20 protein-coding genes are annotated in these 22,188 nt (G+C 68.7%); 15 read left to right on the top strand and 5 right to left on the bottom strand.

Annotation, left to right across the window (positions count from 1 at the left end):
* Positions 1-12: 12 nt before the first annotated feature.
* Genes WG898_RS10110 through WG898_RS10100 form a run of 3 tightly spaced genes read left to right on the top strand, consistent with a single transcriptional unit; the run spans position 13 to position 2,626 of the window.
* The gene (locus WG898_RS10110) at positions 13-525 is read left to right on the top strand and encodes a hypothetical protein (RefSeq protein WP_339602658.1); all 513 of its coding nucleotides are present in this window, start codon (positions 13-15) and stop codon (positions 523-525) included.
* Positions 525-2,177: a GMC family oxidoreductase gene (locus WG898_RS10105; protein WP_339602657.1), complete on the top strand. Its 1,653-nt coding sequence runs from the start codon at positions 525-527 to the stop codon at positions 2,175-2,177. Before WG898_RS10110 ends, WG898_RS10105 begins: the two co-directional genes overlap by 1 nt.
* A gap of 23 nt (positions 2,178-2,200) precedes the next feature.
* On the top strand, positions 2,201-2,626 hold the full coding sequence (locus WG898_RS10100) for a hypothetical protein (protein WP_339602656.1): 426 nt from the start codon (positions 2,201-2,203) through the stop codon (positions 2,624-2,626).
* Positions 2,627-2,634: 8 nt separating this feature from the next.
* Here the strand turns inward: WG898_RS10100 and WG898_RS10095 are convergent, their stop codons facing one another.
* Positions 2,635-3,585, bottom strand: a complete 951-nt coding sequence (locus WG898_RS10095) for a zinc metalloprotease (protein WP_339602655.1) — start codon at positions 3,583-3,585, stop codon at positions 2,635-2,637.
* A 238-nt stretch (positions 3,586-3,823) separates the two neighbouring features.
* On the opposite strand from WG898_RS10095, the gene WG898_RS10090 reads away from it, so the two are divergent.
* Positions 3,824-4,981 (top strand): GGDEF domain-containing protein, encoded by a 1,158-nt coding sequence (locus tag WG898_RS10090; RefSeq protein WP_339602654.1) that lies wholly within the window; start codon positions 3,824-3,826, stop codon positions 4,979-4,981.
* A gap of 207 nt (positions 4,982-5,188) precedes the next feature.
* Positions 5,189-6,070 carry an AraC family transcriptional regulator gene (locus WG898_RS10085; RefSeq protein WP_339602653.1) on the top strand — a complete coding sequence of 294 codons (882 nt, stop codon included), beginning with the start codon at positions 5,189-5,191 and terminating at the stop codon, positions 6,068-6,070.
* Here WG898_RS10085 and WG898_RS10080 read toward each other — a convergent pair.
* A complete protein-coding gene (locus tag WG898_RS10080; protein WP_339602652.1) occupies positions 6,037-6,372 on the bottom strand; it encodes a DUF2834 domain-containing protein in 336 nt (111 codons plus the stop codon). The genes WG898_RS10085 and WG898_RS10080 overlap by 34 nt on opposite strands.
* 165 nt (positions 6,373-6,537) lie before the next feature.
* Here WG898_RS10080 and WG898_RS10075 point away from each other — a divergent pair, with 165 nt between their 5' ends.
* The 6 genes from WG898_RS10075 (at position 6,538) to WG898_RS10050 (ending at position 10,506) form a co-directional block, all read left to right on the top strand.
* On the top strand, positions 6,538-7,167 hold the full coding sequence (locus WG898_RS10075; RefSeq protein ID WP_339602651.1) for a lysophospholipid acyltransferase family protein: 630 nt from the start codon (positions 6,538-6,540) through the stop codon (positions 7,165-7,167).
* Complete coding sequence (locus WG898_RS10070) at positions 7,164-8,147, top strand: phosphatidate cytidylyltransferase (protein ID WP_339602650.1); 984 nt, start codon at positions 7,164-7,166, stop codon at positions 8,145-8,147. The genes WG898_RS10075 and WG898_RS10070 overlap by 4 nt, the downstream gene beginning before the upstream one ends.
* Positions 8,144-8,692, top strand: a complete 549-nt coding sequence (gene ruvC, locus WG898_RS10065) for a crossover junction endodeoxyribonuclease RuvC (RefSeq protein ID WP_339602649.1) — start codon at positions 8,144-8,146, stop codon at positions 8,690-8,692. Before WG898_RS10070 ends, ruvC begins: the two co-directional genes overlap by 4 nt.
* 73 nt (positions 8,693-8,765) lie before the next feature.
* Complete coding sequence (locus tag WG898_RS10060; protein WP_339602648.1) at positions 8,766-9,131, top strand: COG4315 family predicted lipoprotein; 366 nt, start codon at positions 8,766-8,768, stop codon at positions 9,129-9,131.
* The gene (locus tag WG898_RS10055; protein ID WP_444718932.1) at positions 9,131-9,652 is read left to right on the top strand and encodes an RNA polymerase sigma factor; all 522 of its coding nucleotides are present in this window, start codon (positions 9,131-9,133) and stop codon (positions 9,650-9,652) included. The genes WG898_RS10060 and WG898_RS10055 overlap by 1 nt, the downstream gene beginning before the upstream one ends.
* Positions 9,653-9,690: 38 nt before the next feature.
* Complete coding sequence (locus tag WG898_RS10050; protein WP_339602647.1) at positions 9,691-10,506, top strand: anti-sigma factor family protein; 816 nt, start codon at positions 9,691-9,693, stop codon at positions 10,504-10,506.
* Between the two features lie 9 nt (positions 10,507-10,515).
* On the opposite strand, the gene WG898_RS10045 is transcribed toward WG898_RS10050, so the two are convergent.
* Positions 10,516-12,384, bottom strand: coding sequence for a sensor domain-containing diguanylate cyclase (locus WG898_RS10045; protein WP_339602646.1), 1,869 nt, complete (start codon positions 12,382-12,384; stop codon positions 10,516-10,518).
* Positions 12,385-12,714: 330 nt separating this feature from the next.
* Between WG898_RS10045 and WG898_RS10040 the strand changes: the two genes are divergently transcribed.
* The 4 genes from WG898_RS10040 to WG898_RS10025 all read left to right on the top strand — a co-directional run bounded on the left by WG898_RS10040 (position 12,715) and on the right by WG898_RS10025 (position 21,053).
* Complete coding sequence (locus tag WG898_RS10040; RefSeq protein ID WP_339602645.1) at positions 12,715-13,614, top strand: ABC transporter substrate-binding protein; 900 nt, start codon at positions 12,715-12,717, stop codon at positions 13,612-13,614.
* 85 nt (positions 13,615-13,699) lie between these two features.
* Positions 13,700-17,479, top strand: a complete 3,780-nt coding sequence (locus WG898_RS10035; RefSeq protein ID WP_339602644.1) for an EAL domain-containing protein — start codon at positions 13,700-13,702, stop codon at positions 17,477-17,479.
* 66 nt (positions 17,480-17,545) lie between these two features.
* On the top strand, positions 17,546-19,297 hold the full coding sequence (locus tag WG898_RS10030) for an ABC transporter ATP-binding protein (protein ID WP_339602643.1): 1,752 nt from the start codon (positions 17,546-17,548) through the stop codon (positions 19,295-19,297).
* 46 nt (positions 19,298-19,343) lie between these two features.
* Complete coding sequence (locus WG898_RS10025; protein ID WP_339602959.1) at positions 19,344-21,053, top strand: ABC transporter ATP-binding protein; 1,710 nt, start codon at positions 19,344-19,346, stop codon at positions 21,051-21,053.
* Here the strand turns inward: WG898_RS10025 and WG898_RS10020 are convergent.
* Together WG898_RS10020 and lpxC are read right to left on the bottom strand one after the other, a co-directional pair.
* Positions 21,036-21,221: a hypothetical protein gene (locus WG898_RS10020; RefSeq protein WP_339602642.1), complete on the bottom strand. Its 186-nt coding sequence runs from the start codon at positions 21,219-21,221 to the stop codon at positions 21,036-21,038. The two genes, WG898_RS10025 and WG898_RS10020, sit on opposite strands and share 18 nt — an antisense overlap.
* Positions 21,222-21,236: 15 nt before the next feature.
* On the bottom strand, positions 21,237-22,172 hold the full coding sequence (gene lpxC / locus WG898_RS10015) for a UDP-3-O-acyl-N-acetylglucosamine deacetylase (RefSeq protein ID WP_339602958.1): 936 nt from the start codon (positions 22,170-22,172) through the stop codon (positions 21,237-21,239).
* Between the last annotated feature and the right edge of the window lie 16 nt (positions 22,173-22,188).

Genomic DNA, 22,188 nt, shown 5'->3' with positions numbered 1-22,188 from the left:
TGTGATGACGCCATGAAAAGACGCAGCCTTCTCAAGCTCGGCATCGCCTCCGGCGTGGTGCTGGCGGTGGCCGGCGGCGGCCTGGCCCTGCTCAAACCCGGCCTTGTTGCCGACGGCAAGCTCAGCCCGGCCGCGCGCCAGCTGATGCGCGCCGTGGCGCTGGCGGTGTTCGACGGCCTGCTGCCCGCCGAGGCGGCGGCGCGCGAGGCCCGGCTGGCCGTGCACCTGGACCAGCTGGACGCCAATATCGCCGGCTTCCCCCCGCATCTGCGCGGCGAGCTTTCGCAGCTGCTGTCCCTGCTCACCAGCAGCGGCGGGCGCTTCTCGCTGACCGGCCTGGCAAGCGACTGGGCATCGGCCTCGGTGGCCGATGTGCAGGCCAGCCTGAAGGCCATGAGTCTGTCCAGCCTGGGGCTCAAGCAGCAGATCTATCACGCCCTGCGCGACCTCAGCAGCCTGGTGTTCTTCAGCGACGCGGCCAGCTGGCAGCTGGTGGGCTACCCCGGACCGAGAGAGATTCCCTAATGAGCAGCATTGTTGACCCGATCAAGCAAGGCCTGGCACGCGGCTGGAAGGTGCTGGGAGGCCCGCATGGCCCCCTGCCCAGCTCGCTGGACTGCGATGTGGTGATCGTCGGCAGCGGCGCCGGCGCCGGCATCACCGCCGAGCTCTTGGCCAAGGCCGGGCTGAAGATCGCCATCGTCGAGGAGGGCCCGCTCAAGTCCAGCAGCGACTTCCGCCAGCTTGAGGCCGACGCCTACTCGCAGCTCTACCAGGAAGGCGGTGGCCGCAAGACCGCCGACCAGGCCATGCCGGTGCTGCAGGGGCGCTGCGTGGGCGGCTCCACCACGGTGAACTGGGCCGGCGCCTTCCGCACCCCCGAGGAGACGCTGGCCTACTGGGTCGAGATCTACGGCCTGAAGGAATGCGGCGCCGAGGCCATGAAGCCCTGGTTCGAGCAGGTCGAGGCGCGTCTGAACATCAGCGAATGGCTCACCGATCCGAACGCCAACAACAGCGTGCTGCGCCGCGGTGCGCTCAAGCTGGGCATCAAGGCGCCCACCATCAACCGCAACGTCAAGGGCTGCTGGAATCTGGGCTCCTGCGGCCTGGGCTGCCCCACCAATGCCAAGCAGTCGATGCTGGTGACCACCATCCCCGCGGCGCTGGACCTGGGCGCCACGCTGATGGTGCAGACGCGCGCCGACAAGCTCGAACTCAAGGGCAAGCAGATCAGCGGCCTGCTGTGCCAGCCCGTGCATGCCGATGGCAGCGCCGCCGGGCCTGCTTTCCGCATCACCGCCAAGCACTATGTGGTGGCGGGCGGCGCGATCAACTCGCCCGCGCTGCTGATGCGCTCGGGCCTGCCCAACCCCAACGACCTGCTGGGCCGGCGCACCTTCTTGCATCCCACCGTGGCCAGCAGCGCCGTCATGCCCGAGCCGGTGCAGGGTTGGGCCGGCGCGCCGCTGGCGGTGTTCTCCGACCATTTCCTGCGCACCCAACCGATCGACGGCGCGATCGGCTACAAGCTCGAGACCGCACCGGTGCACCCGGGCTTTGCGATGACCAATCTGGGCGGCATGGGCCAGACCCTGGTGGACAAGGCCAGGCACTTCCCGCACACCAGCATCCTGATCGGCCTGCTGCGCGACGGTTTCCACCCCGAGGCCGGCGGCGGCGTGGTCGAGCTCAAGAACGACGGCAGCCCGGTGCTGGACTATCCGATCAACGGCTACCTGCTGGATGGCGCGCGCCGCGCCCACCTCAGCATGGTGGAAATCCAGTTCGCGGCCGGCGCCAAGAGCGTGCGCCCGGCGCATGAGCAGGCCGAGGACTACCAGAGCTGGCACCAGGCCAAGGAGGCCATCCTGGCCCTGCCCTACGAGCCCTATATCACCACCATAGGCAGCGCCCATGTGATGGGCGGCTGCGCGATGGCGGCCACGCCGGCCCAGGGGGTGGTGCAGCCCGACGGCCAGCATTGGCAGGTGGCCAATCTCTCGGTGCACGACGGCTCGGTGTTCCCCACCAGCATAGGCGCCAATCCGCAGCTGACCGTCTACGCCCAGGCGGCGCGCATGGCCACCGGCCTGGCAAAGCGCTTGACCGACAAGGAGGTCAGCCTCACCGGCCCGGCCGTGCCGGCATCGGCAGCATCGGCCGCGCAGGGCTGAAGCGGCGTGGCCACGGCGTGCACATGGCCCTTCTGAACAAGCAGGCAAGGTCGCTGCTCGTCATGCTGCTTGCCATGGGCTGTATCCCCATCGTGCCGGCTCAGCCCTCTGGAGGGCGCTTGCGGCCTCCAGAGGCGGTGCCATGCCCACGCGATCAGCTCACCCTGTTTTCCGGCGTGGTGCAGAAGTACCGCCGCGCCGCGGGCCACACCGTCTTGCGTATCCGCACCGACGCGGGGACGACCGAGGTGCTCACCGTCAAGCATCCCGCCACGGCGCCGGTCAGCTCTTGGTTTCTGATGGAGGGGCGGAAGTTCGAACCCCAGGACTGGGCTCGTATTGAACAATCCCCGGGCCGGCTGCGCGCGGGCATGCGCGCAGCCGCCTGGGTTTGCGGCAGCGACGGCAGCAATCCCATCATCGACTGGAATCCGCCGCGCGAGCCCTGAGGAGAGGGCTACTTGCCGTAGCGGTAGGTCGAGAAGGCCGCGTCCATGCGGGCATCCTGGCCCGCGGTGAAGGTGTTCATGCAAGCGTCGTCGGTGTAGTCCATGAAGTTGTAGATCGGGTCGAACCCGGCAATGCTGGTGCAGGAGTCCCTGTTCACCGGGCAACCGAAGGCCGCCGACTTCTCGGCCGGCGTGTCGGCCACGCCGTCGCCGCCGCTGGCCTGCCGCGCGCATCCGCCCTGGAAGGTGTGATACAGCCCCATCCAGTGCCCGACTTCATGGGTCGCGGTGTCGCCCAGGTTGTACGGCGCGGCGCTGCCACCGGGCACCGACGAATACAGGATCACCACGCCATCATCTATTGGGCGGCTCGCATACGAAGACGGGAAGGTCGCCCAGCCCAGCAGGCCCCCACCCAGGTTGGCGGAATACAGGTTCAGGTCTGCGGCGCTGCCGCGGCGCAGCGCCGTCTTGGCCTGGCTCTCGGCCGTCGAACCCGAGCTCATGTTGTACCAGGCAGCATTGGTGGTGCGGTCCACCGCCACGAGCTGGAACTGCCAGCCGGTGGCAGCAAACGCCGCATTCAGCACATTCATCTGGGCGGCGATCTGACTGTCGGGGATGTCGCCGTTGGCGATGCCGCTGCCCTGGTTGATGACATGGAAGTAGACGTTGATGACGCCGCCCGTGACCTGGGGTGGCGGCGGTGGACCACCGGGCTTGGCCATGCTCCAGGGTCCACCCCGATGGGCGGCCATATGGGCGTCGATCTCGGCAGCACGCTCCTCGTCCATATGCGGTGTGCCGCAGCGCAGCCCGGCCTGAATGAAGGCCTCCTGGCTGACAAACGATCGTCCTTCAATCACGAATGGTGGCTTGCCGTGCTGGGCCGCGACCATGCCCACCGCAGCGATGCAAGCCGAACCCGCAAGCAAATAGGCCCAAACCTTGAGTTTCATGATGGATCATCCTTCACCGCAGCCACGGCGATGCAACCGTAGCAAGACTCAACATCCCTTGGATCCTGTCATGCCAAGGGCATCGAATGCCCTTGGTGGGCCTGCCCGGTATGCGGCGCCATGTTGCTGGCAAATAGAGCGGGCGGCCTGGGCTTGATGGTAAGACCGATGCCCAGCTTGAGAAAGACGGGCCGGGTCTTGCCCCCCCATCTGCAGGGCCTGACATACTTTGACGTCCATGAGCCTTCTTGCCAGCCTGCAACTCCTTCTCTATGCCCTGTTGTGGACGCTCGCCGCTGTCGTCCACAAGGGCGAACGCCCCGCGCTGCTGCATTGGCTGGGCTTTTCGTTGGTGGCGGCGGCCCAGGCCGCCCTGGTAGCTTGGCGGCCCGATGGGCCGGCGTGGCTGACCCACACGGGCTCGAGTCTGGCCACCATCCTGAGCCTGGCCCTGGCCGGGCGCGGGGTGCTGGTGTTTCTGCGCCAGCCGCCGCGCAACGCGTTCTGGCTGGGCATGCTCGCCGCGGCGCTGCCGGCCCTGCTGTGGATAGGCCCGGCCGATACGCCAGCGCGGGTGGCCGCCATGTCCGGCTTCAATGCGGGGCTGCTGATCGTCGCCTTCTGGCTGGCGCGCCGCGCCTTTGTGCAGGAATTCGGCATCCGCATCGCGCTGTGCGCCACCCTGCCCGCTGCGGCGCTGCTGGCCATGAACCTCTTCTACCTGGCGCAGGGCCTGCGCCGGCTGCCCATGGACATCGTGGGCAGCAACGCCATCTCCATCGGCACCTGGGCGCTCACCCTGGTCAGCGCGGCGGCCTTCAACTTCCTGTTCATCTTCCTGGTGACGATACGCCTGCTGCAAAGCCTGCGTCGGCAGGCCGGCCTGGACGCGCTCACCGGCCTGCCGAATCGGCGCGCCATGCAGGAGCGCCTGCAGCTGGAGTGGGAGCGCGCGCAGCGCTATCAAACCCGCTTTGTGGCCATTGCCACCGACATCGACCATTTCAAGCACATCAACGACCGCCATGGCCATGGCGTGGGCGACCAGGCCCTCAGGGCCGTGGCCAGCACCTTGCTGGACCATGTGCGCGAGACCGACCACCTCAGCCGTTTCGGCGGCGAGGAGTTCCTGGTGCTGATGCCCCAGGCCTGCGCCGCGACCGATGGCCTGCGGCTCGCCGAGCGCCTGCGTAGCGCCGTCGCGGCCTTGAGGCTCAGTGGCGCCGATGGCAGCATGATCGCGCTGAGCGCCAGCTTTGGTGTGAGCGAGTCCGCGCCGGACGATGCCAATAGCGAGCAGCTGCTACGCCGCGCCGATCAGGCGCTCTACCAGGCCAAGTACCTGGGGCGTGACCGCGTGGTCCTGCACGAGCCCGGCCAAGTCACGCCGCCCTGAGCTTCGTTCAGACCAGCAATCACGGATTGCGTCGCAACATGGAGTATTCGGTGATGCTGATGACCATGTTCCTCTGCCTGGCCTGGCAGGCCCGGCCGTCCGCGCGGGCAGCAGCGGGCATGGCTGTCTGGCAAAATTCACTTCACGCTCTGCAATGCCAGCTCCGGGTCCCGAACTGGATCGAAGCAGCACCAGCGCCATCGCGACATGTTCAAGCTCTTTGCCGTGCCACCGGATCTGCAGCCTTGGTTGGAAGCCGTTGTGATACTGCGCGGCAGCGACGCGTTGCGCGAGTCACGATTTCCGGCCATGTTGACCAGCATGCTGGTGTTGAGGCTGGAAGGGTGCGTGCACTGCCATGGGCACAGCGTCCCTCGCGCTGCATGGATTGCCCCCCACGAGCGCCCCACCGTGTTTGCGCACGAGGGTGGAGTGCACGCCGTGGGTCTGGTGCTGCGGCCGGAGTTTGCGGCCTGCCTATTGGGCGGCGCCGCTCGCGGTCTGCGCAATTCCATCCTGTCCATGGATGAGGTGCTGGGGCGTACGGGCGAGACGGCCGAAGGCACCATGGTGCGCCAAGCCTGGGCCGTGCTGCAGGGCGAGCTGCGAGCGCACCGGGAGGACGAGTCCCAGGTGACGGCGTTGCTGCGCTTCACGCGTGCCGTGCTGGGGTCCGCGCCGGATGCCGAGGCCCGCCGCCAGCAGGCCTTGAGCCTGTGGCAAGCAGCCAGCAGGGGCCTTGAGGCGTCCGACTTGGCTCGGCCTTCGGGTCTGGGGCGCCGCCAGTTCGAGCGGCGCTTCGTGGCGCTTTGGGGATTCACGCCCAAGCAGGTCCGGCTGCTTGACAGGTTCAACAGCACCTTGCACCGGGCCTTGAGCGGCAGTCCTCAGGACGGCGCGCAACTGGCGCTGGAACAAGGGTTCTTCGACCAAGCCCATATGGGGCGAGACATGCGTCGTCTGGCCGGGGGAGCGCTCCGAACTCTGCACCCCCGCCATGAAAGCAGCGGCGGCGACAGCCACTGGCCGCTGCAAGTTGGCATACGGTCCCGCGTTCAGCCTTCCATGCGCCAGCCCCGCAAACGCTGAATCGCCAGGTACAGCGGTAGCGCGAAGGCCAGGCTCGCGCCAAAGCAGGCGGCAATGAGCGCCCAGCGCCAGCGCCCCAGGGAGCGATCCGTCGCCACCCAGACCGAGAACGCAATGGCAGCGAGATAAACATCGAGCGTGATGCCGGTGGTGAGCGCATTGGCGAAGGCATGGCCCCAAAACAGCTCCGGCCGGATGCTGCCGCCCGCGGCGAAGTACAAAAGATTGAAGTACCAGGGCAGCAGCAGGCCCAGCAGGGCAAGCAAGCCGTACAAGTGGTGCATTCGCAGGGTTTGGCGCATGGGATGGATATCAAGGTTGCCAGCAAGAACCTGGATTGAAGCGCCATGGGCAGGCCGAGCATAGGAAAAACACGACATCGCATCGCTGCACCGGGCCGCTGTTCGAGCACCGGCCGACCTGAACGCCAGGGCCGGCGGCGCGGAACTTGCAGCTACCATGCCCCCATGTCTATTGCTGCCTCCACCGGCCTCGCCCTGGCCGCGCTGGCACGCCTCATCACCGGCGCCCAGGGCCATTGGAAGGGCTGCCCGCCGATGGCCGAGCAGCGCATCTATTTCGCCAACCACCAAAGCCATTTCGACTGGGTACTGATCTGGGCGGCGCTACCGCGCGAGTTGCGCGCGCAGACGCGCCCGATCGCCGCGCGCGACTACTGGACCGGCTCGCGCCTGAAGCGCTGGCTGACCTCGGACGTCTTCAACGCCATCTATGTGAGCCGCAGCCGCAGCGTGCCGGACGAAGACCCGCTCGAACCGCTGCTGGACGCGCTTGCCAAGGGCGACTCGCTGGTGATCTTCCCGGAGGGCACGCGCGCCAACCGCGGCGAACCGCAGGCCTTTAAGGCCGGCCTCTATCACCTGGCCGAGCAGTTCCCGCAGGTGCATTTGATCCCGACCTGGATCGACAATGTGCAGCGCGTCATGCCCAAGGGCGAGGTCGTGCCGGTGCCCATCCTGTGCACCGTCACCTTCGGCGCGCCGCTGCAGCTGCAGCCGGGCGAGGACAAGCGCGCCTTTCTGGAACGTGCGCGCGCCGCGGTGATGGACCTGAAGCCGGGCGGGTGGCGCGCATGACGGCCCTGCATTGGTTGAAATCCTTGAACAGCGCCGAGCAGGTGGCCTTGCTGTTCGTGCTGCTGTTCGGCGCCTTGCTGCTGGTGAGCGTGGCCAGTTTCATCGCCTCGCTGACGCGTCACGGCGAGGCCAGCCGCGCAGGCTGGCAGCGCTGGCGCCACGAGCTCAACGTGGTCTGGATCGGTGCCTGCCTGTTCTGGGCCGCCTGGGTCTCGGGCCCGCTGGGCGCCACCCTGCTGTTCGGTGTGTTCTCCTTCCTGGCGCTGCGCGAGTTCATCACCCTGATGCACACGCGCCGCGGCGACCACCGCAGCCTGATCCTGGCCTTTTTCGTGATCCTGCCGCTGCAATACCTGCTGGTGGGCCTGCGCCACTTCGACCTGTTCTCGGTGCTGATCCCGGTCTACGGCTTTCTGGCCATCCCGGTGGTGAGCACGCTGGCCGACGACCCGGCGCGCTTCCTGGAGCGCAATGCCAAGATCCAGTGGGGCATCATGGTGTGCGTCTACGGGCTCTCGCATGCGCCCGCCCTGCTGCTGCTGGACTTTCCCGGCTACCAGGGGCGTGGTGCCTTTTTGCTGTTCTTCCTCGTAATGGTGGTGAGCTGCGGCCAGCTGGCCCAGTACCTGGCCGCCAGCCAGCTGCGCCGCCGTCCGCTGGCGCGCCGCATCAGCCGCAGCTTCTCGCTGCGGGCCTGGTGGTGCGGCGTGCTGATTGCCGCCCTGGTGGGTGCCCTGCTCTACTGGATCACGCCCTTCAAGGTCGGCCAGGCGGTGGTGATGGCCTTTGTTGCCGCCGCCGCCGGCAGCTTCGGCGCGCTGGTGATGAAGGCGCTCAAGCGCGATGCCGGCGTGCATTACTGGGGCAACCGCAGCTCCATCACCGGCGCGGTGGGCCTGCTCGACCGCATCGCGGTGATGTGCTTCGCCGCGCCGGTGTTCTTTCATTCGGTTCGTTGGTATTTCAAATTGGCGCTATGAGAATTCTTGGCATTGACCCCGGCTTGCAGACCACCGGCTTTGGCGTCATCGATGCGGATGGCCCGCGCCTGGCCTATGTGGCCAGCGGCACCATCAAGACCAGCGCCGTCGCCACCGGCGACCTGCCGGCCAGGCTGAAGATCATCTTCGACGGCATCCGCGAGGTCACGGCGCGCTACGAGCCGCAATGCGCGGCGGTGGAGATCGTGTTCGTGAACGTGAATCCGCAGTCCACCCTGCTCTTGGGCCAGGCGCGCGGCGCAGCGCTCACCGCCTTGGTGTCCAAGGACCTGCCGGTGTCCGAATACACCGCGCTGCAGATGAAGAAGGCCATCGTCGGCCATGGGCATGCCAAGAAGGAGCAGATCCAGGCCATGATCAAGCGCCTCTTGAACCTGCCCGCCGAACCCGGCAAGGACGCCGCCGACGCGCTGGGCCTGGCCATCATGCATGCGCATGCGCGCGTGTCCTTCGAGGCCATGAGCAAGAGCACCACGCTGCAGCGCCGCCAGCACGCCCAATTCAAGGGTGGCAGGACCTATTGAGGAAAGTGCCCGGCGCCATGGAATAAACAGGCCCTGCCAGGTGTTTACTAGGCATCCACCACCGGAGACGCCCATGCGTACACGACTAGCTGCCCTCACCCTCGCCGCCGCCCTCAGCGCCTGCGCCACCACGCCGCCGGCACCCGCCAGCGTGGTGAACGGCGTGCTGGTGGGCCCCAACCAAATGACGCTCTACACCTTTGACAAGGACAGCGCGGGCAAGAGCATGTGCAGCGGCCCCTGCATCGCCAACTGGCCCGCCCTCAAGGCCGCCGACGACGCCAAGGCCAGCGGCGACTGGAGCATCATCAGCCGCGACGATGGCAGCCGCCAATGGGCTTACAAGGGCAAGCCGCTGTACTTCTGGAGCAAGGACGCCAAGCCCGGCGATCGCAGCGGCGACGGCTTCAACAAGGTCTGGCATAGCGCCACGCCCTGATGCTTGAGGAGGCGCTGCCGCACCTGCCCCGCCTGCGGCGCTATGCGCGCCTGCTGACGGGCGATGCGGCGCGCGCCGACGACCTGCTGCAGGACACGCTGGAGCGCGCCGCGCGCAAACAGGCGCTGTGGCGGCCCGAGCTGGGCGGCGCCGACCGCAGCGGCGCGCTGCGCGCCTGGCTGCTGACCCTGATGCATCGCCATTTCCTCAACCAGCTGCGCGACCAGCGCCAGCATCTCTACGAGGAATATATGGACGAGCACGCGCCAGCACATGATCCGCAGCCGCAGTGGCAGCAGCGCCTGGACCTCGAACGCGCGCTCGCCGCACTGCCGGCGCCGGCGCGCGAGGTGCTGCTGCTGGTGTGCGTGGAAGAGCTCTCCTACGAAGACGCGGCCCGCGTGCTGGAGCTGCCGGTGGGCACGGTGATGTCGCGCCTGTCGCGCGCGCGTGAACGCCTGCGCCAGCTCATGCATGACGAGCAGCCCGCGGCCGGCGCCGCGCTGCGCGTGGTGAAGTGACTGAACGACAAGGCCGCGCCATGAAACCCATCACGAACATGGACAAAGCCACCCTGCACGCCTATGTGGACGGGCAGCTGAGCCATGCAGAGGCCGCCGAGGTGGCGCAATGGCTGCAGAGTCACGCGGATGACGCCCAGCGCGTGCTGGCCTGGCGCAGCCAGCGTGCCGCGCTGCAGGGCCTGCACGCCGAGATGCTGGACGAGCCTCTGCCCCCGGCGCTGCTGCGCCGCCTGCACAAGCGCCCCGCCGCTGCCAATGCCGCGCAGTTCTGGCGCCAGGCGCTGGCGGCGGCCGCCCTGCTGGGCGTGGGCCTGGCAGGGGGATGGCTGGCGCATGGCCAATGGCAGCCGCCCGCCGGTGCAATGCAGGCCAGCGGCACGCCCGCCTTCGTGCGCGACGCCGCCATCGCCCATGTGCTCTACCAACCCGAGCGCCGCCATCCGGTCGAGGTGGGCGCAGACCAGCAGGAGCATCTGCTGCAGTGGCTCAGCAAGCGCCTGGGCCAGCCGCTGCGCGTGCCGGACCTGCGCGCCGAGGGCTTTGCGCTGATGGGCGGCCGGCTGCTGCCCGCTGGCCAAGCGCAGGGCAGCGGCGACAACAGCATGGCGCGCGCCCAGTTCATGTACGAATCGGCCCAGGGGCAACGCCTGACCCTCTATGTCTCGATCGCCCCGCCGGGCCAGGCGGCGCCCACCGCCTTCCGCTTTGCCGAGCAGGGCCAGGGTACCGGCCTGACGCGCAGCTTCTACTGGATCGACGGTGTGCTGGGCTATGCGCTGAGCGGGCCGTTTGCCCAGGAACGGCTGGCGCGCCTGGGCAGCCAGGTCTATGCCCAGCTGGGCGGCGCCTGAGGCGGCGCGCTAGCTGCGAGGCGCAAGCTCGATGCGATCGCGCCCGCCGGCCTTGGCCCGGTACAGCGCCGCATCCGCGCGCGCCAGCGCGGCTTCGATGTCGGCATCGCCAAAGCGCACCGCGCTCAATCCCATGCTGGCGGTGAAGCGCAGGCGCTGGCCACTTGTCAGCGTCACCTCGGTGGCATGTATCGCCTTGAGCAGACGCTGCGCCACCAGGCTGCCCATCTGCTCATCGGCGCCCACCAGCAGGCAGGCGAATTCCTCGCCGCCGAGGCGCGCCGCCAGATCCGGCTTGCGCATCTGCTGCTGCAGCAGCGCGCCAAGGGCACGCAGCACCTGGTCGCCGCCGGCATGGCCATGGCGATCGTTGATTTGCTTGAAGTGATCTATGTCCAGCATCAGCACCACCACCGCCTGGCGGCGTCGGTTGTACGTGGGCAGGGTGCTGCGCGCCACCTCGAAGAACTCGCGCCGGTTCGCCAGACCCGTGAGCGCATCGGTGCTGGCGGCAAGGCGCAGGCCCTCCTCGCGCACACGCCGTTCGTTCACGTCGATCAGGCTCATGAGGTAGCTGGCTCGCTGCGCCTGCCGCGGGTCCGGCACCGCGCGCACCTGCACCGTGGCCCAGAAGCTACTCTCGCCGCGCCTGAGTTCCAGCTCACCGGCCTGCACCGCGCTGTCGGCGTCGGCCTTGGCGAGCAACGCCGTCAAGGCCTCGGGCTGCACAAAGCAGGCCGCCAGCCCTCTGCCTTCGATCTGTGCGCGCTCGAGCGCCAGCATGGCCAGCGCCGCTTCATTGATCTCCGTGACCGCCAGCCCGGCCCCGCCGGCCAATAGACCGGGCACCGGACTCATCGCCAATGCATCGCGCAGGAGCTGTTGCGCACGCAGGGCCTGGGCACGGCTGCGCGCAAATCGAAGCGCCCACCAGATCGCCAGCGCGCTGACCATCCACAGCGTCAACAGCGCCAGGCCGAACTGGCGCCGTGCCTGCTGCAATTCGCCCTGATAGTCGGCCTCGGCAATGCCGACGGCCACCTGCATGGGCGCATGCTTGAGCGGGCTGATCGCCACCAGGCGCGCACCGCCATCGAACTCGGAGCGCACCCGCCAGGTGTTGGGCAGCGGCCCCGGCACCTGGGGGCGTGCCAGCTGACGCTGCTGCGCCCCTTCCACTGCGGGCACGCGCGCAATCAGCCTCAAACCCTGGTCCGCCAGCACCACGAATCCCTGCCCACCGGGCCAGACCTCCTTGATCGCCTGCTCCAGGTACTCGACATGCAAACCCAGCACGACGGCGCCGAGCAGCCGGCCATCGTCCGCATAGATGCCGCGCGCCTGCACAAAACCCAGCTTGCCCGTGGTCTTGAAGCGATACACCGACGACACCTGCACCTTGCCGCGCCCCTGGGCGCCGAGCCGCAGCAGTTCGCGCCAATAGTCGGTGCCGGCAAGTGACACATTGGAGCGTTTGAGGCCGCGCAGCAGATAGGCGCGCCCCTGGGCGTCCAGATAGCCCAGGTTGCCTATGCTGGGATTGAGCCGTTTGATCTGGTCGATCCAGCGGTCCAGCTGCTGCAGGCGCTGCTCGCTCGGCAGCTCCGGGCGTGCCAATTCGGCGGGATCGATCAAGCGTTCCAACTCGTCCAGCCAGGCACGCGCGATATCGGTAGCGCCATCCAGACGAGCAGCCGCGATGCGGGTTGCCGACAGGGCCTGTGCGGCGGCCTCCTTGTCGCGTCGCAGCCGGGCATCGTCCGCCACGAGCATGAAGACTGCCGTCAGCAGTACGGCTACAAGACCCGTTCCGGCCAGCCACACCGCGAAGACGCGCCAGGCGCTGTCCTCAGGATGCCGGCCCCTGCGCCTCTTCATCGACTCAATGAATCCCAACATGACGTACGGCTCGTTATCTTCCGGGTGCGGGACCTGTTCCCGGTGTCCGCACATTGCCGTTGATCGAGCCAATGCTAAGTGGCGGCAAGTTGCTGTCAACAGGGGTAGACCCCCGAGAAAGCTCCCCGGCCGGCCCGGCCCGCAAGCCATACATAATGGCTTGGCACCAGGGCACTACTCTGCAGAACTTGTCTCGCCATGCGGTCACTCCCCACAACAAGGATTACGGCAAGGATTGCAGCAAGCAAGACGAAATTGCGCGGCCGGCTGTCACGCCGGCAACTCATGGCCTGGACTGCAATGCATGGCATGGCCTTGGCCGCATGCGGCGCTCGACCCTTGCGGCTGGCCTCGCACCAATGGCCGGGCTATGCCCTGATCCAGGCGGCCTGCACCGAGGGATTGATTGCCTCGGACGACGTCACGCTGATCCACAGCGCCGATGCCCCGGCGACGATTCGGCTGCTGTCCCAGGCCGAAGCGGACGCCGCCACCCTGACCCTGGATGAGGTGCTGCAGGCGCGCGCGCAGGGCCAGGATTTGCGGGTCGCGGCGGTGCTGGACGTATCGGCTGGCGCCGATGCCTTGATCGCCAGCCCGGGCATTCGGCTACTTTCCCAATTGCGCGGCCGGCGCATCGGCCTGGAGCAGGGCGCGGTGGGCAATCTGGTCGCCCGCAAGGCGCTGGAAGCGGCGCGCGTGGGGCTTGACGAGGTCAGCCTGCTGGACCTGCCGCTGGCTGCTCAGGGCGATGCCTTGCGCTCCGGTCGGATCGATGCCCTGGTCTGTTTCGAGCCCCTGCTGGGGCAGTTGGAGGCGCAGGGATTCCGGCGTCTGTTTGACAGCCGCAGCATGCCCTATGCCGTGCTCGATGTGCTGGCCGTGCGTCAGGCAGCGATCTCGCCAGCCGCGCTGACGAGCGTGATCGCGGGCCACCTGCTGCTGCGCGAGCGCCTGCTGAGCGATCCGCAGGACGGCCGCTTCGCGCTCGCCCCCCACCTGGGCGTGCAAGCCGACCGGGTGCCGGATCTCTACCGTGGTCTGATCCTGCCCGGCTTGCACATGAACCACGAAATGCTGCGCGAAGGCGGCTCGGTTGCACGCGCAGCGCAGGAACTGCACCGCTATATGCGCAGCCTCGGCATGCTGAAGAACGAGGTCGATTTGCGCGGGCTCTGCGGCACCGCCTACCTGCCCCTGGAGGACTGAGCGCATGCGGTGTCCTGCATCTCGCTGTCGCCCGGGCTGGCCTAGCTGCCGCTGGCTGGCTGCGCTCCTGGCGGCAATGGCGGCCATGCTCGCAGTCATGTCGGCGCGCGCTCAGAGCGTGGCGGAAGCCGGGCCGGGCCGGCCCGATCTGGTGCTGGGTTGGCGGCAGGACCTGCTCTCCGACGCACAGGCGCAGGCGCTCGGCCGCCATCTGGCCGCGCGCCTGCCCACCCTGCATATCCAGCTTTATCCGCTGCGCCAACAGGAGGAGGCCGAGCTGGTGGGGCGCAATGCCCTGGATGCCTTGCTGACCGACAGTGTCAGCGTCGTGACGCTGCGCGAGCGGCTCGGGCTGATCCGCCCGCTGGCCTCGCTGCAGCGCCTGGCGCCGGGCAGCGGCGATCTGGGCAGTGCCGGCCTGGTGGTGGTCTCGGCCCGGCGCCAGGAACTGCAGCGGCTGGCGCAACTCAAACATGCGCGCATCCTGCTCGGGCCTGGCGACCGCAGCGCCGCCTGGCTGGCGCCGCTGATGGCGCTGCAACATGCAGGGCTGGAGCCGGACGATGTGCGACTGCAGGGCCGCGACGGCGACGCCCAGGTCCTTTTGAGGGCACTTGAGCAGGGCGAAGCCGATGCCGTGTTTCTGCCCGCCGGCCAGCTGGAGTCGCTGGGCGAGCAGGGCCGGGCCTGGCGCGCATTGGAGCCGCGGCCCCTGCCCAGCTACCCCTGGCAGCTCGGCACGCCGGTCCTGCCCGGGCCGCAGCTGGTGGCCATGGCCCATCTGGACGAGTCCATGCAAAGGCGCCTGCTGGCCGCGTTGCTGACGGTCGAAGACGCCACGGGCGCCGGCACGCCGCCCAACCTGGGCGCGCTGGGCTTGTCGTTCTCGCTGGCGCAGGACCTGGGCAGCGTGCAAGCCGCCATGAAGCACTTGCGCCTGAGCCCGTTTGATGCCGAGCCGCGACTCGATCTGCGCGCGCTGGCGCGCCAGCATCCGCGCACCGCCGCGCTCGCCGTGGCGGCGCTGGCGGCCCTGTTGCTGGCGCTCGGTCTGCTGTTGATCAGGCAGCGCGCGGCGCAGGCGCTGCGGCAGGCCCAGTCGCGGTTGCAATCGGTGTTGAGCGCGGTGCCCGACCTGATGTTCGAGGTCGATGCTGCGGGCACCTATCTGGAGGTCTGGGCCAGCGACCCGAGCTTGCTGGCGGCACCGCGCGAGCAGTTGCTGGGCCGGCGCATCGACGAGGTTCTGCCGGCTGACGCTGCCGCCGTGGTGATGCGCGCGCTGACCGCCACGGCGACGCAGGGCCGCTGCAGTGGACAGCAGTTCAGCCTCGAGCTGCCGACCGGGCGTCATCACTTCGAGCTCTCGATCGCCCGCGTCGAGAGCAGCGGCCGCTTCATCCTGCTCTCGCGCGACGTCACCGAGCGCGTCAAGCTCGCGCAGGAATTGCACAGCATCACCGAAGGCGCCGGCGATGGCATCTGGACCACCGATGCGGAAGGCCGCTACACCTACGCCAATCCGGCCGCGCTGAGCATCACCGGGCATGCGCGAGAAGAGTTGCTGCAAATGAGCATCCCCGAGCTGCTGCCCCAGGACGCCTTGCCGCGCCTTGCCGCCAGCCTGGAGCGCATGCGCCGGGACGGACAGATCCAGCGCGGCGAATGGCAGCTGCGCCACAAGCAGGGCCATCTCGTGCCGGTCGAACTGACCAGCCAGCGCTTGCCCGACGGGCGCTTCCTGGCCATCGGCCGCGACATCTCGGCCGAGCTGCAGGCACTCGACGCACAACGCCGCGCCGCGCGCGTCTTTGCGGCCGCCGGCGAAGGGCTGATCGTCACCGACACCGACATGGTCATCGTCGATGTGAATCCGGCCTTCACCCGTATCACCGGCTATACGCGAGAGGAGGCGCTCGGCCGCAAGCCCTCCATGCTGTCCTCCGGCCGGCAGGACGCCGCCTTCTACGAAACGCTGGATCGGGCGCTGCACGAGCATGGGGTCTGGCGCGGCGAGTTGTGGAACCGCCGCAAGAACGGCGAGCAGTATCCCGAGCGGCTGGCGATCACCGCGGTGCGCGACGACGCCGGCAAGGTGGTCGAGTATCTGGGGGTGTTCTCCGACATCAGCCTGGCCAAGCAGCATGAGCTGGAATTGCACCGGATTGCCTATTTCGATGCCCTCACCGGCCTGCCCAACCGGCGCCTACTGGCGGATCGGCTCGGCCAGGCCCTGCTGCGCGCGGACCGCGAAGGGCAGCTGTGCGCGGTGTGCTACCTGGATCTGGATGGCTTCAAGCCGGTCAACGACCGCCTCGGCCATGGCGTGGGCGACCAACTGCTGCTGCAGGTGGCCAAGCAGCTGACGCACAGCCTGCGCGGCGGCGACACGCTCGCGCGCATGGGCGGCGACGAGTTCGTGCTGGTGCTCGGCGATCTGGAGCATCTGCAGGACTGCTGTCTGGTGCTGCAGCGCTTGCTGGAGGCGGTGTCGCAACCCATCCAGGTGGGCGGCGAACTGGTGCGCATCAGCGCCAGCGTCGGCGTGACCCTCTACCCCGTCGATGCCGGCGATGGCGACACCCTGCTGCGCCATGCCGACCAGGCCATGTACAAGGCCAAGGAACTCGGCAAGAACCGCTACCACATCTTCGACGCCGAGCAGGATCGCCGCCGCGAGCTGCAACGCGACGCCCTGGCCGAGATCGAGCTCGCCTTCCATCGAGGCGAGTTCGAGCTGCACTACCAACCCAAGATCGATCTGCGCAACGGCCAGGTGGTGGGCAGTGAGGCCTTGCTGCGCTGGCGTCGGGCGGACGCGAGCATGGTGCAACCGCTGGAATTCCTGCCCCTGCTGGCCGGTCACGCGCTCGAACTGCGCGTCAGCGCCTGGGTGGTGGAGACGGCGGTGCAGCAGATTGCGGCCTGGAAGGCCGCGGGCCTGCCGCATGCCATCAGCGTCAATATGGTGCCCGCCCACCTCGAACAGGCCGAGTTCGTGCCCTGGCTGGCCGCCCTGCTGGCCGCCCACCCCAGCCTGAGCGCGGGCGACCTGCAGCTGGAGGTGCTGGAGTCTTCCGCGCTGGACAGCCTCGAGCGCAGCGCCGCCACCTTGTCCACGCTACGGCACATGGGCATCTCGCTGGCCCTGGACGACTTTGGCACCGGCTACTCCTCGCTCGCCTATTTCCGCCGCCTGCCCATGGACGTGTTGAAGATCGACCGCGGCTTCGTGCACGACATGCTGGTCGACCCCGAAGACCTGGGCATCGTCGACAACGTGGTGCGGCTGGCCGCGGCCTTCAACCGGCACGTCATCGCCGAAGGCGTGGAAAGCATGGAACATTGCCGCGTGCTGCTGGCGCTGGGCTGCGAATATGCCCAGGGCTATGGCATCGCGCGGCCGATGCCGGCGCAGCGCTTCGCCGCCTGGCTGCAGCAGTGGCAGCAGGAGCGGCGCTGGCAGGCAGGCCAGGTCGGGCAGCAGCCCATGCCGAGCCGGCGCCAGGTCGAACTCAGCGTCATGGCGGCGCATCTGCGGCGTTGGCTGGAGCGCATCGGGCGCAGCCTGAGCAGCCGCAATGCCGAAGACCTGGCCGGCAGCGGCGGCGGGCGTTCGCTGGCGAACTGGTTGCAGGGCCAGGGCCGCAGGCAATTTGGGCAGCTGGCGCAGTTCGATCAGCTGCTGCAGGCCAGCCATGCACTGCAGTCGCTGCTGCAGCGCATCAACGAACATCTGAGCGACCAGCGCCACGACGCCGCCAGTGAATGCCTGCACGAACTGGAGCAGCTTGTCCAGCAGGCTCTGAACCTGCTGGAAAGCCTGGAGCAGGCGCCCCAATCCGGCGCCGCCCTGGCGGATTGACGCGGCGGCAGCACCCGCGCAAATGGGCACAATCCGCAGCTTGCTTGTTCGCCCCAGCGCTCCCGCATGACCCTGATCCAAATGATCGCCGGCTTTGTGGCCAGGCATCGCCGCGCCTACGCCGCCTCAGCCCTGATGCTGCTGAGCATCGCCCTCATCACCGTGTGGATCCCGCGCCAGGTGGGCCAGGTGGTGGACGGCCTGGTGGCGCAGCGCCTGCAGGGCGGCGGCCTGCTGCGCGAGCTGGCCTGGCTGCTGCTGGCGGCGCTGGCGATCTATCTGCTGCGCGTGGGCTGGCGGCTGGCGCTGTTCGCCGCCGCCTACGAGCTCGGCCGCGAGCTGCGCACCCGGCTGTACCGCCAGCTGAGCCTGCAGGGCCCGGGCTTTTTCCAGGGCGAGCGCACCGGCGACCTGATGGCGCTGGCCACCAACGACATCGACGCCGTCGAGATGGCCGCGGGCGAGGCCCTGCTGGCGGCCTTCGACGGCAGCCTCACCCTGATGCTGGTGGTGGCGATGATGACGCTGGGCGTGGACTGGCGCCTGGGCCTGGCCGTGCTGCTGCCCTTCCCGCTCATGGCGCTGGCCTTCTGGCGCATCTCCGAACATGTGCACCAGGCCTGGAAGGCCTCGTTGGAGCGCTTCTCCAGCCTCAACCAGCATGTGCAAGAGGGCTTGAGCGGGGTGCGCACCCTGCGCGCGCTGGGGCTGGGTGCGAGCAGTGCCAGGCAGTTCCACGCCCTTGCCGACCATGCCGGCGAGGCCGCCTGGCGCGCCCAGCGCTGGGAGGCCGCCTACGAGCCGGCGGTGGGCATGACGCTGGCCAGCGCGGCGGCGATCGCGCTGGGCCTGGGCGGCTGGCTGGTGGCCCGCGGCGAGCTCAGCATCGGCGCGCTGACCTCCTTCACCATGTACCTGGGCCAGCTGATCTGGCCGATGTTCGCGGCCGGCTGGGTGCTCTCGCTGCTGGAGCGCGGGCGGGCCGCCTGGGCGCGCCTGCAGCCGGTGCTGGACGCGCCGCTGAGCCTGCGCGATGCGGGTAGCGCGGCGCTGCCGGACAGGCTGGACCTGAAGCTGCAGGGCCTGCACTTCAGCTATGGCGACGACGCCCGCGCGGCGCTGACGCAGATCGAGCTGCAGCTGGAGGCCGGCCGGACGCTCGGTGTCGTCGGCCCGACGGGTGCCGGCAAGTCCACGCTGCTGCGGCTGATCCTGCGCCAGTTCGAACCGGCCGAGGGTCAGGTCTTGATGGGTGGGGTGCCGGTGCAGCAGATTGCGCTGGCGGCGCTGCGCCAGGCCCTGGCCTGGGTGCCGCAGGAGCCCTTCCTGTTTTCCGCCAGCATTGCCGAGAACATCGCGCTGGCCCGACCCGAGGCGAGCCGCGCGCAGGTCATCGAGGCCGCGCGCCTGGCGGCGGTGCATGAGGACATCGCCGCCCTGCCCCAGGGCTACGACACCGAGGTCGGCGAGCGCGGCGTGACGCTCTCGGGCGGCCAGCGCCAACGCGTGGCGATCGCCCGTGCGCTGCTCAGCGCGGCCCCCATCCTGCTGCTGGACGATGCGCTCTCGGCCGTCGACACCGGCACCGAAACCCAGATCCTCGCGCATCTGCGAACCCTGCGCGGGCGCCACCCGGAGCGCAGCGCACTGATCGTCAGCCACCGTCTCAGCGCGGTGATGGAGGCCGACCAGATCGTCGTGCTGCGCCAGGGCCGCATCATCGAACAAGGCAGCCACGCCCAATTGCTGGCGGCCGAGGGTTGGTACGCCACGCAATGGCGCTACCAGCAGCTGGAGGCCAGTCTTGACGCACTCTGAAGGCAAGCGCGGCGAACCCTCGCCCTGGTCCGCCGTGGGCCTCTTGATGCAGGCCGCGCGCCCGGAACGCCGCGCGCTCGCCTGGGGCCTGCTGTGGCTGCTGGGCGCCGCCGGCCTCGAAGCGCTGGGGCCCATGCTCGGCAAGCGCTATATCGACCAGTACCTGCTGCCGCGCCGCTTCGACGTGGCCGCCATGGCCGGGCTGCTGCTGACCCTGATGTTGTGCGGCTGGGCCTCCAGCTGGATACGCTATGCCCAGCTGGCGCGCATGGCCGGGGTGGCGCGGCGCTCGGTGCTGCGCCTGCGCGAGCAGGTGTTTGCCCATGTGCTGGCGCTGCCCATGGCCTTCTTCGACCGCGCCATCACCGGCCAGCTGGTGAGCCGCGTCACCAACGACACCGAGGCCGTCAACACGCTCTACCGCCAGGTGCTCTATGTGATGCTCGATTCGAGCATCGTGGTGCTGGGCTCGATGGTGGCGATGGCCTGGCTGGACCTGCGTCTGATGCTGATCGTGGCGGCCCTGGTGCCGGCCAGCGTGGCCATCATCTGGCTCTACCAGCGCTGGAGCGCACCGGCGGTGCAGCGCAGCCGCCAGCTGCGCAGCGACATCAACGCCCAGATGGCCGAGAGCATCGCCGGCATGGCGGTGCTGCAGGCGGCCGGCGCGGGCGCGCGCTTTGCCCAGCGCTTCGGCCGCATCAACGCCGAGCACCTGGGCGCGCGCGTGGCCGAACTGCGCGCCAATGCCTGGCTGCTGCGCCCGGCGCTGGACCTGCTCAACGTGACGCTCTTGGTGACGGTGATCTACGGCTTCGGTCGGCGCGAGATGTCGGGCGTCGAGGTGGGTCTGCTGTATGCCTTCCTCAGCTATATCTCGCGCGTGGTCGAGCCGCTGATCCAGATCACCATGCAGTTCGGCCAGCTGCAGCAGTCCATGGTGGCGGCCTCGCGCGTGCGCAGCCTGCTGCAGGAGCGCGTGGCCGACGACGCCAGCCAGGCCGGCCTGGCCATCACGCGCGGCGAGATATCGGTGCGGGAGCTGAGCTTTGCCTACCAGGCGCCGCGCCTGGTGCTGCAGGACATCAACCTGGAGATCCGCGCCGGCGAGTTCATCGGCATCGTGGGCCACACCGGCTCGGGCAAGTCGACCCTGCTGTCGCTGCTGCTGCGCTTCTATACCAGCGCGCCGGGCAGCATATGCATCGACGGCCTGGCGCTGGAAAGCCTGCCCGATGCGGCCTTCCGTGCCGCCGTGGGCCTGGTGCCGCAGGAGCCTACGCTGATGGCGGCCAGCGCGCGCGCCAACATCGCGATGGGGCGCGACATCAGCGAGCACGCCATCGTCGAGGCCGCCAAGGCGGCGCGCATCCACGACTTCCTGCTGAGCCTGCCGCAGGGCTACGACACCCTGCTGGGCGAGGGCGGCGCGCGCGTCTCCACCGGCCAGAAGCAGCTGATCGCGATGGCGCGCGCGCTCGCTGGCGCGCCGCGCATGCTGTTCCTGGACGAGGCCACCTCCAATATCGACAGCGCCACCGAGGCGCTCATCAGCGAGGCGCTGCTGGCGCTGCGCGGCCGCGTCACCATCGTGGCGATCGCGCACCGCCTCTCCACCATCCGCGAGGCCGACCAGATCGTGGTGCTGAACCATGGCCGCCTGGTGGAGCGCGGCCGGCATGCCGAGCTGATGGCGCTGGAGGGCGGGCTCTACCAGCGCCTGGTGCAACTGCAGTCGCTAGAGGAGCAGGGCTAGTCGCTCCAGCACCAGCACGGCGAAAAAGCCCAGGCCGGCGATCACCGTCCATTTGACGATCAGCACGCCGCGGCGGCGCCAACGGTCCTGGCGCGTGCCGATATACATCGCGAAGCAGAGAATGCTGGCCGCCATCAAGAGGCCGATGAGGAGGCGGAAGACCATCATCTGCGGGGTCAGTCCCTACCAGGCCGGCGCCAGCTCGGCGAAGCCGCGCGGGGCCTCGGCCTCGTCATCGAACGTGACGATGTCGTAGGCGCTCTGGTCGGCCAACAGGGCGCGCAGCAGCTTGTTGTTGAGCGCATGCCCGCCCTTGAACGAGGTATAAGCCGCCAGCAGCGGATAACCGGCCACATGCATGTCTCCGATGGCGTCGAGGATCTTGTGCTTGACGAACTCGTCGTCGTAGCGCAGGCCGTCGGCATTCAGCACGCGGTAGTCGTCCACCACGATGGCGTTGTCCATCGCGCCGCCCAGGGTGAGGCCGCGCGAACGCATCAGCTCGATATCCTTGGTCATGCCGAAGGTGCGCGCGCGCGAGATCTCCTTCTTGTACTGGCCGCTGCCCATGTCGAACACATAGTGCTGGCCGGTGGCCGAGACCGCCGGGTTGTCGAACTCGATCTGGAACGAGAGCGTGTAGCCATGGTGCGGCTCCAGCCTGGCCCACATCAGGCGCTTGCCCTCGCCCTGACGCGCCTCCACCGTCTTCTTCACGCGCAGAAAGCGCTTGGGTGCGTTTTGTAGCTCGATGCCGGCGCTTTGCAGCAGGAACACGAAGCTGGCGGCCGAGCCATCCAGCACCGGCACCTCGTCGGCGTTGATGTCGACATAGAGGTTGTCGATGCCAAGACCGGCGCAGGCCGAGAGCAGGTGTTCGATGGTCTGCACCTTGGGCGCGCCGGGGTCGCCGCCGGGGCTGACGGTGGTGGCCATGCGGGTGTCGCAGACGGTGTCGGCGCGCACCGGGATGTCCACCGGCGTGGCCAGGTCGACACGGCGGAACACGATGCCGGTATTGGGTGCGGCGGGCCGCAGCGTGATCTCGACCTTCTGGCCGCTGTGTATGCCCACGCCGACGGCACGGGTCAGCGACTTGAGGGTTCTTTGCTTCAGCATCATGATGGCCGGGATT

It is taken from the genome of Paucibacter soli, assembly GCF_037482845.1.
Classification (GTDB): domain Bacteria; phylum Pseudomonadota; class Gammaproteobacteria; order Burkholderiales; family Burkholderiaceae_C; genus Paucibacter_B; species Paucibacter_B soli.
This window is presented reverse-complemented; position numbering and strand designations above follow the sequence as displayed.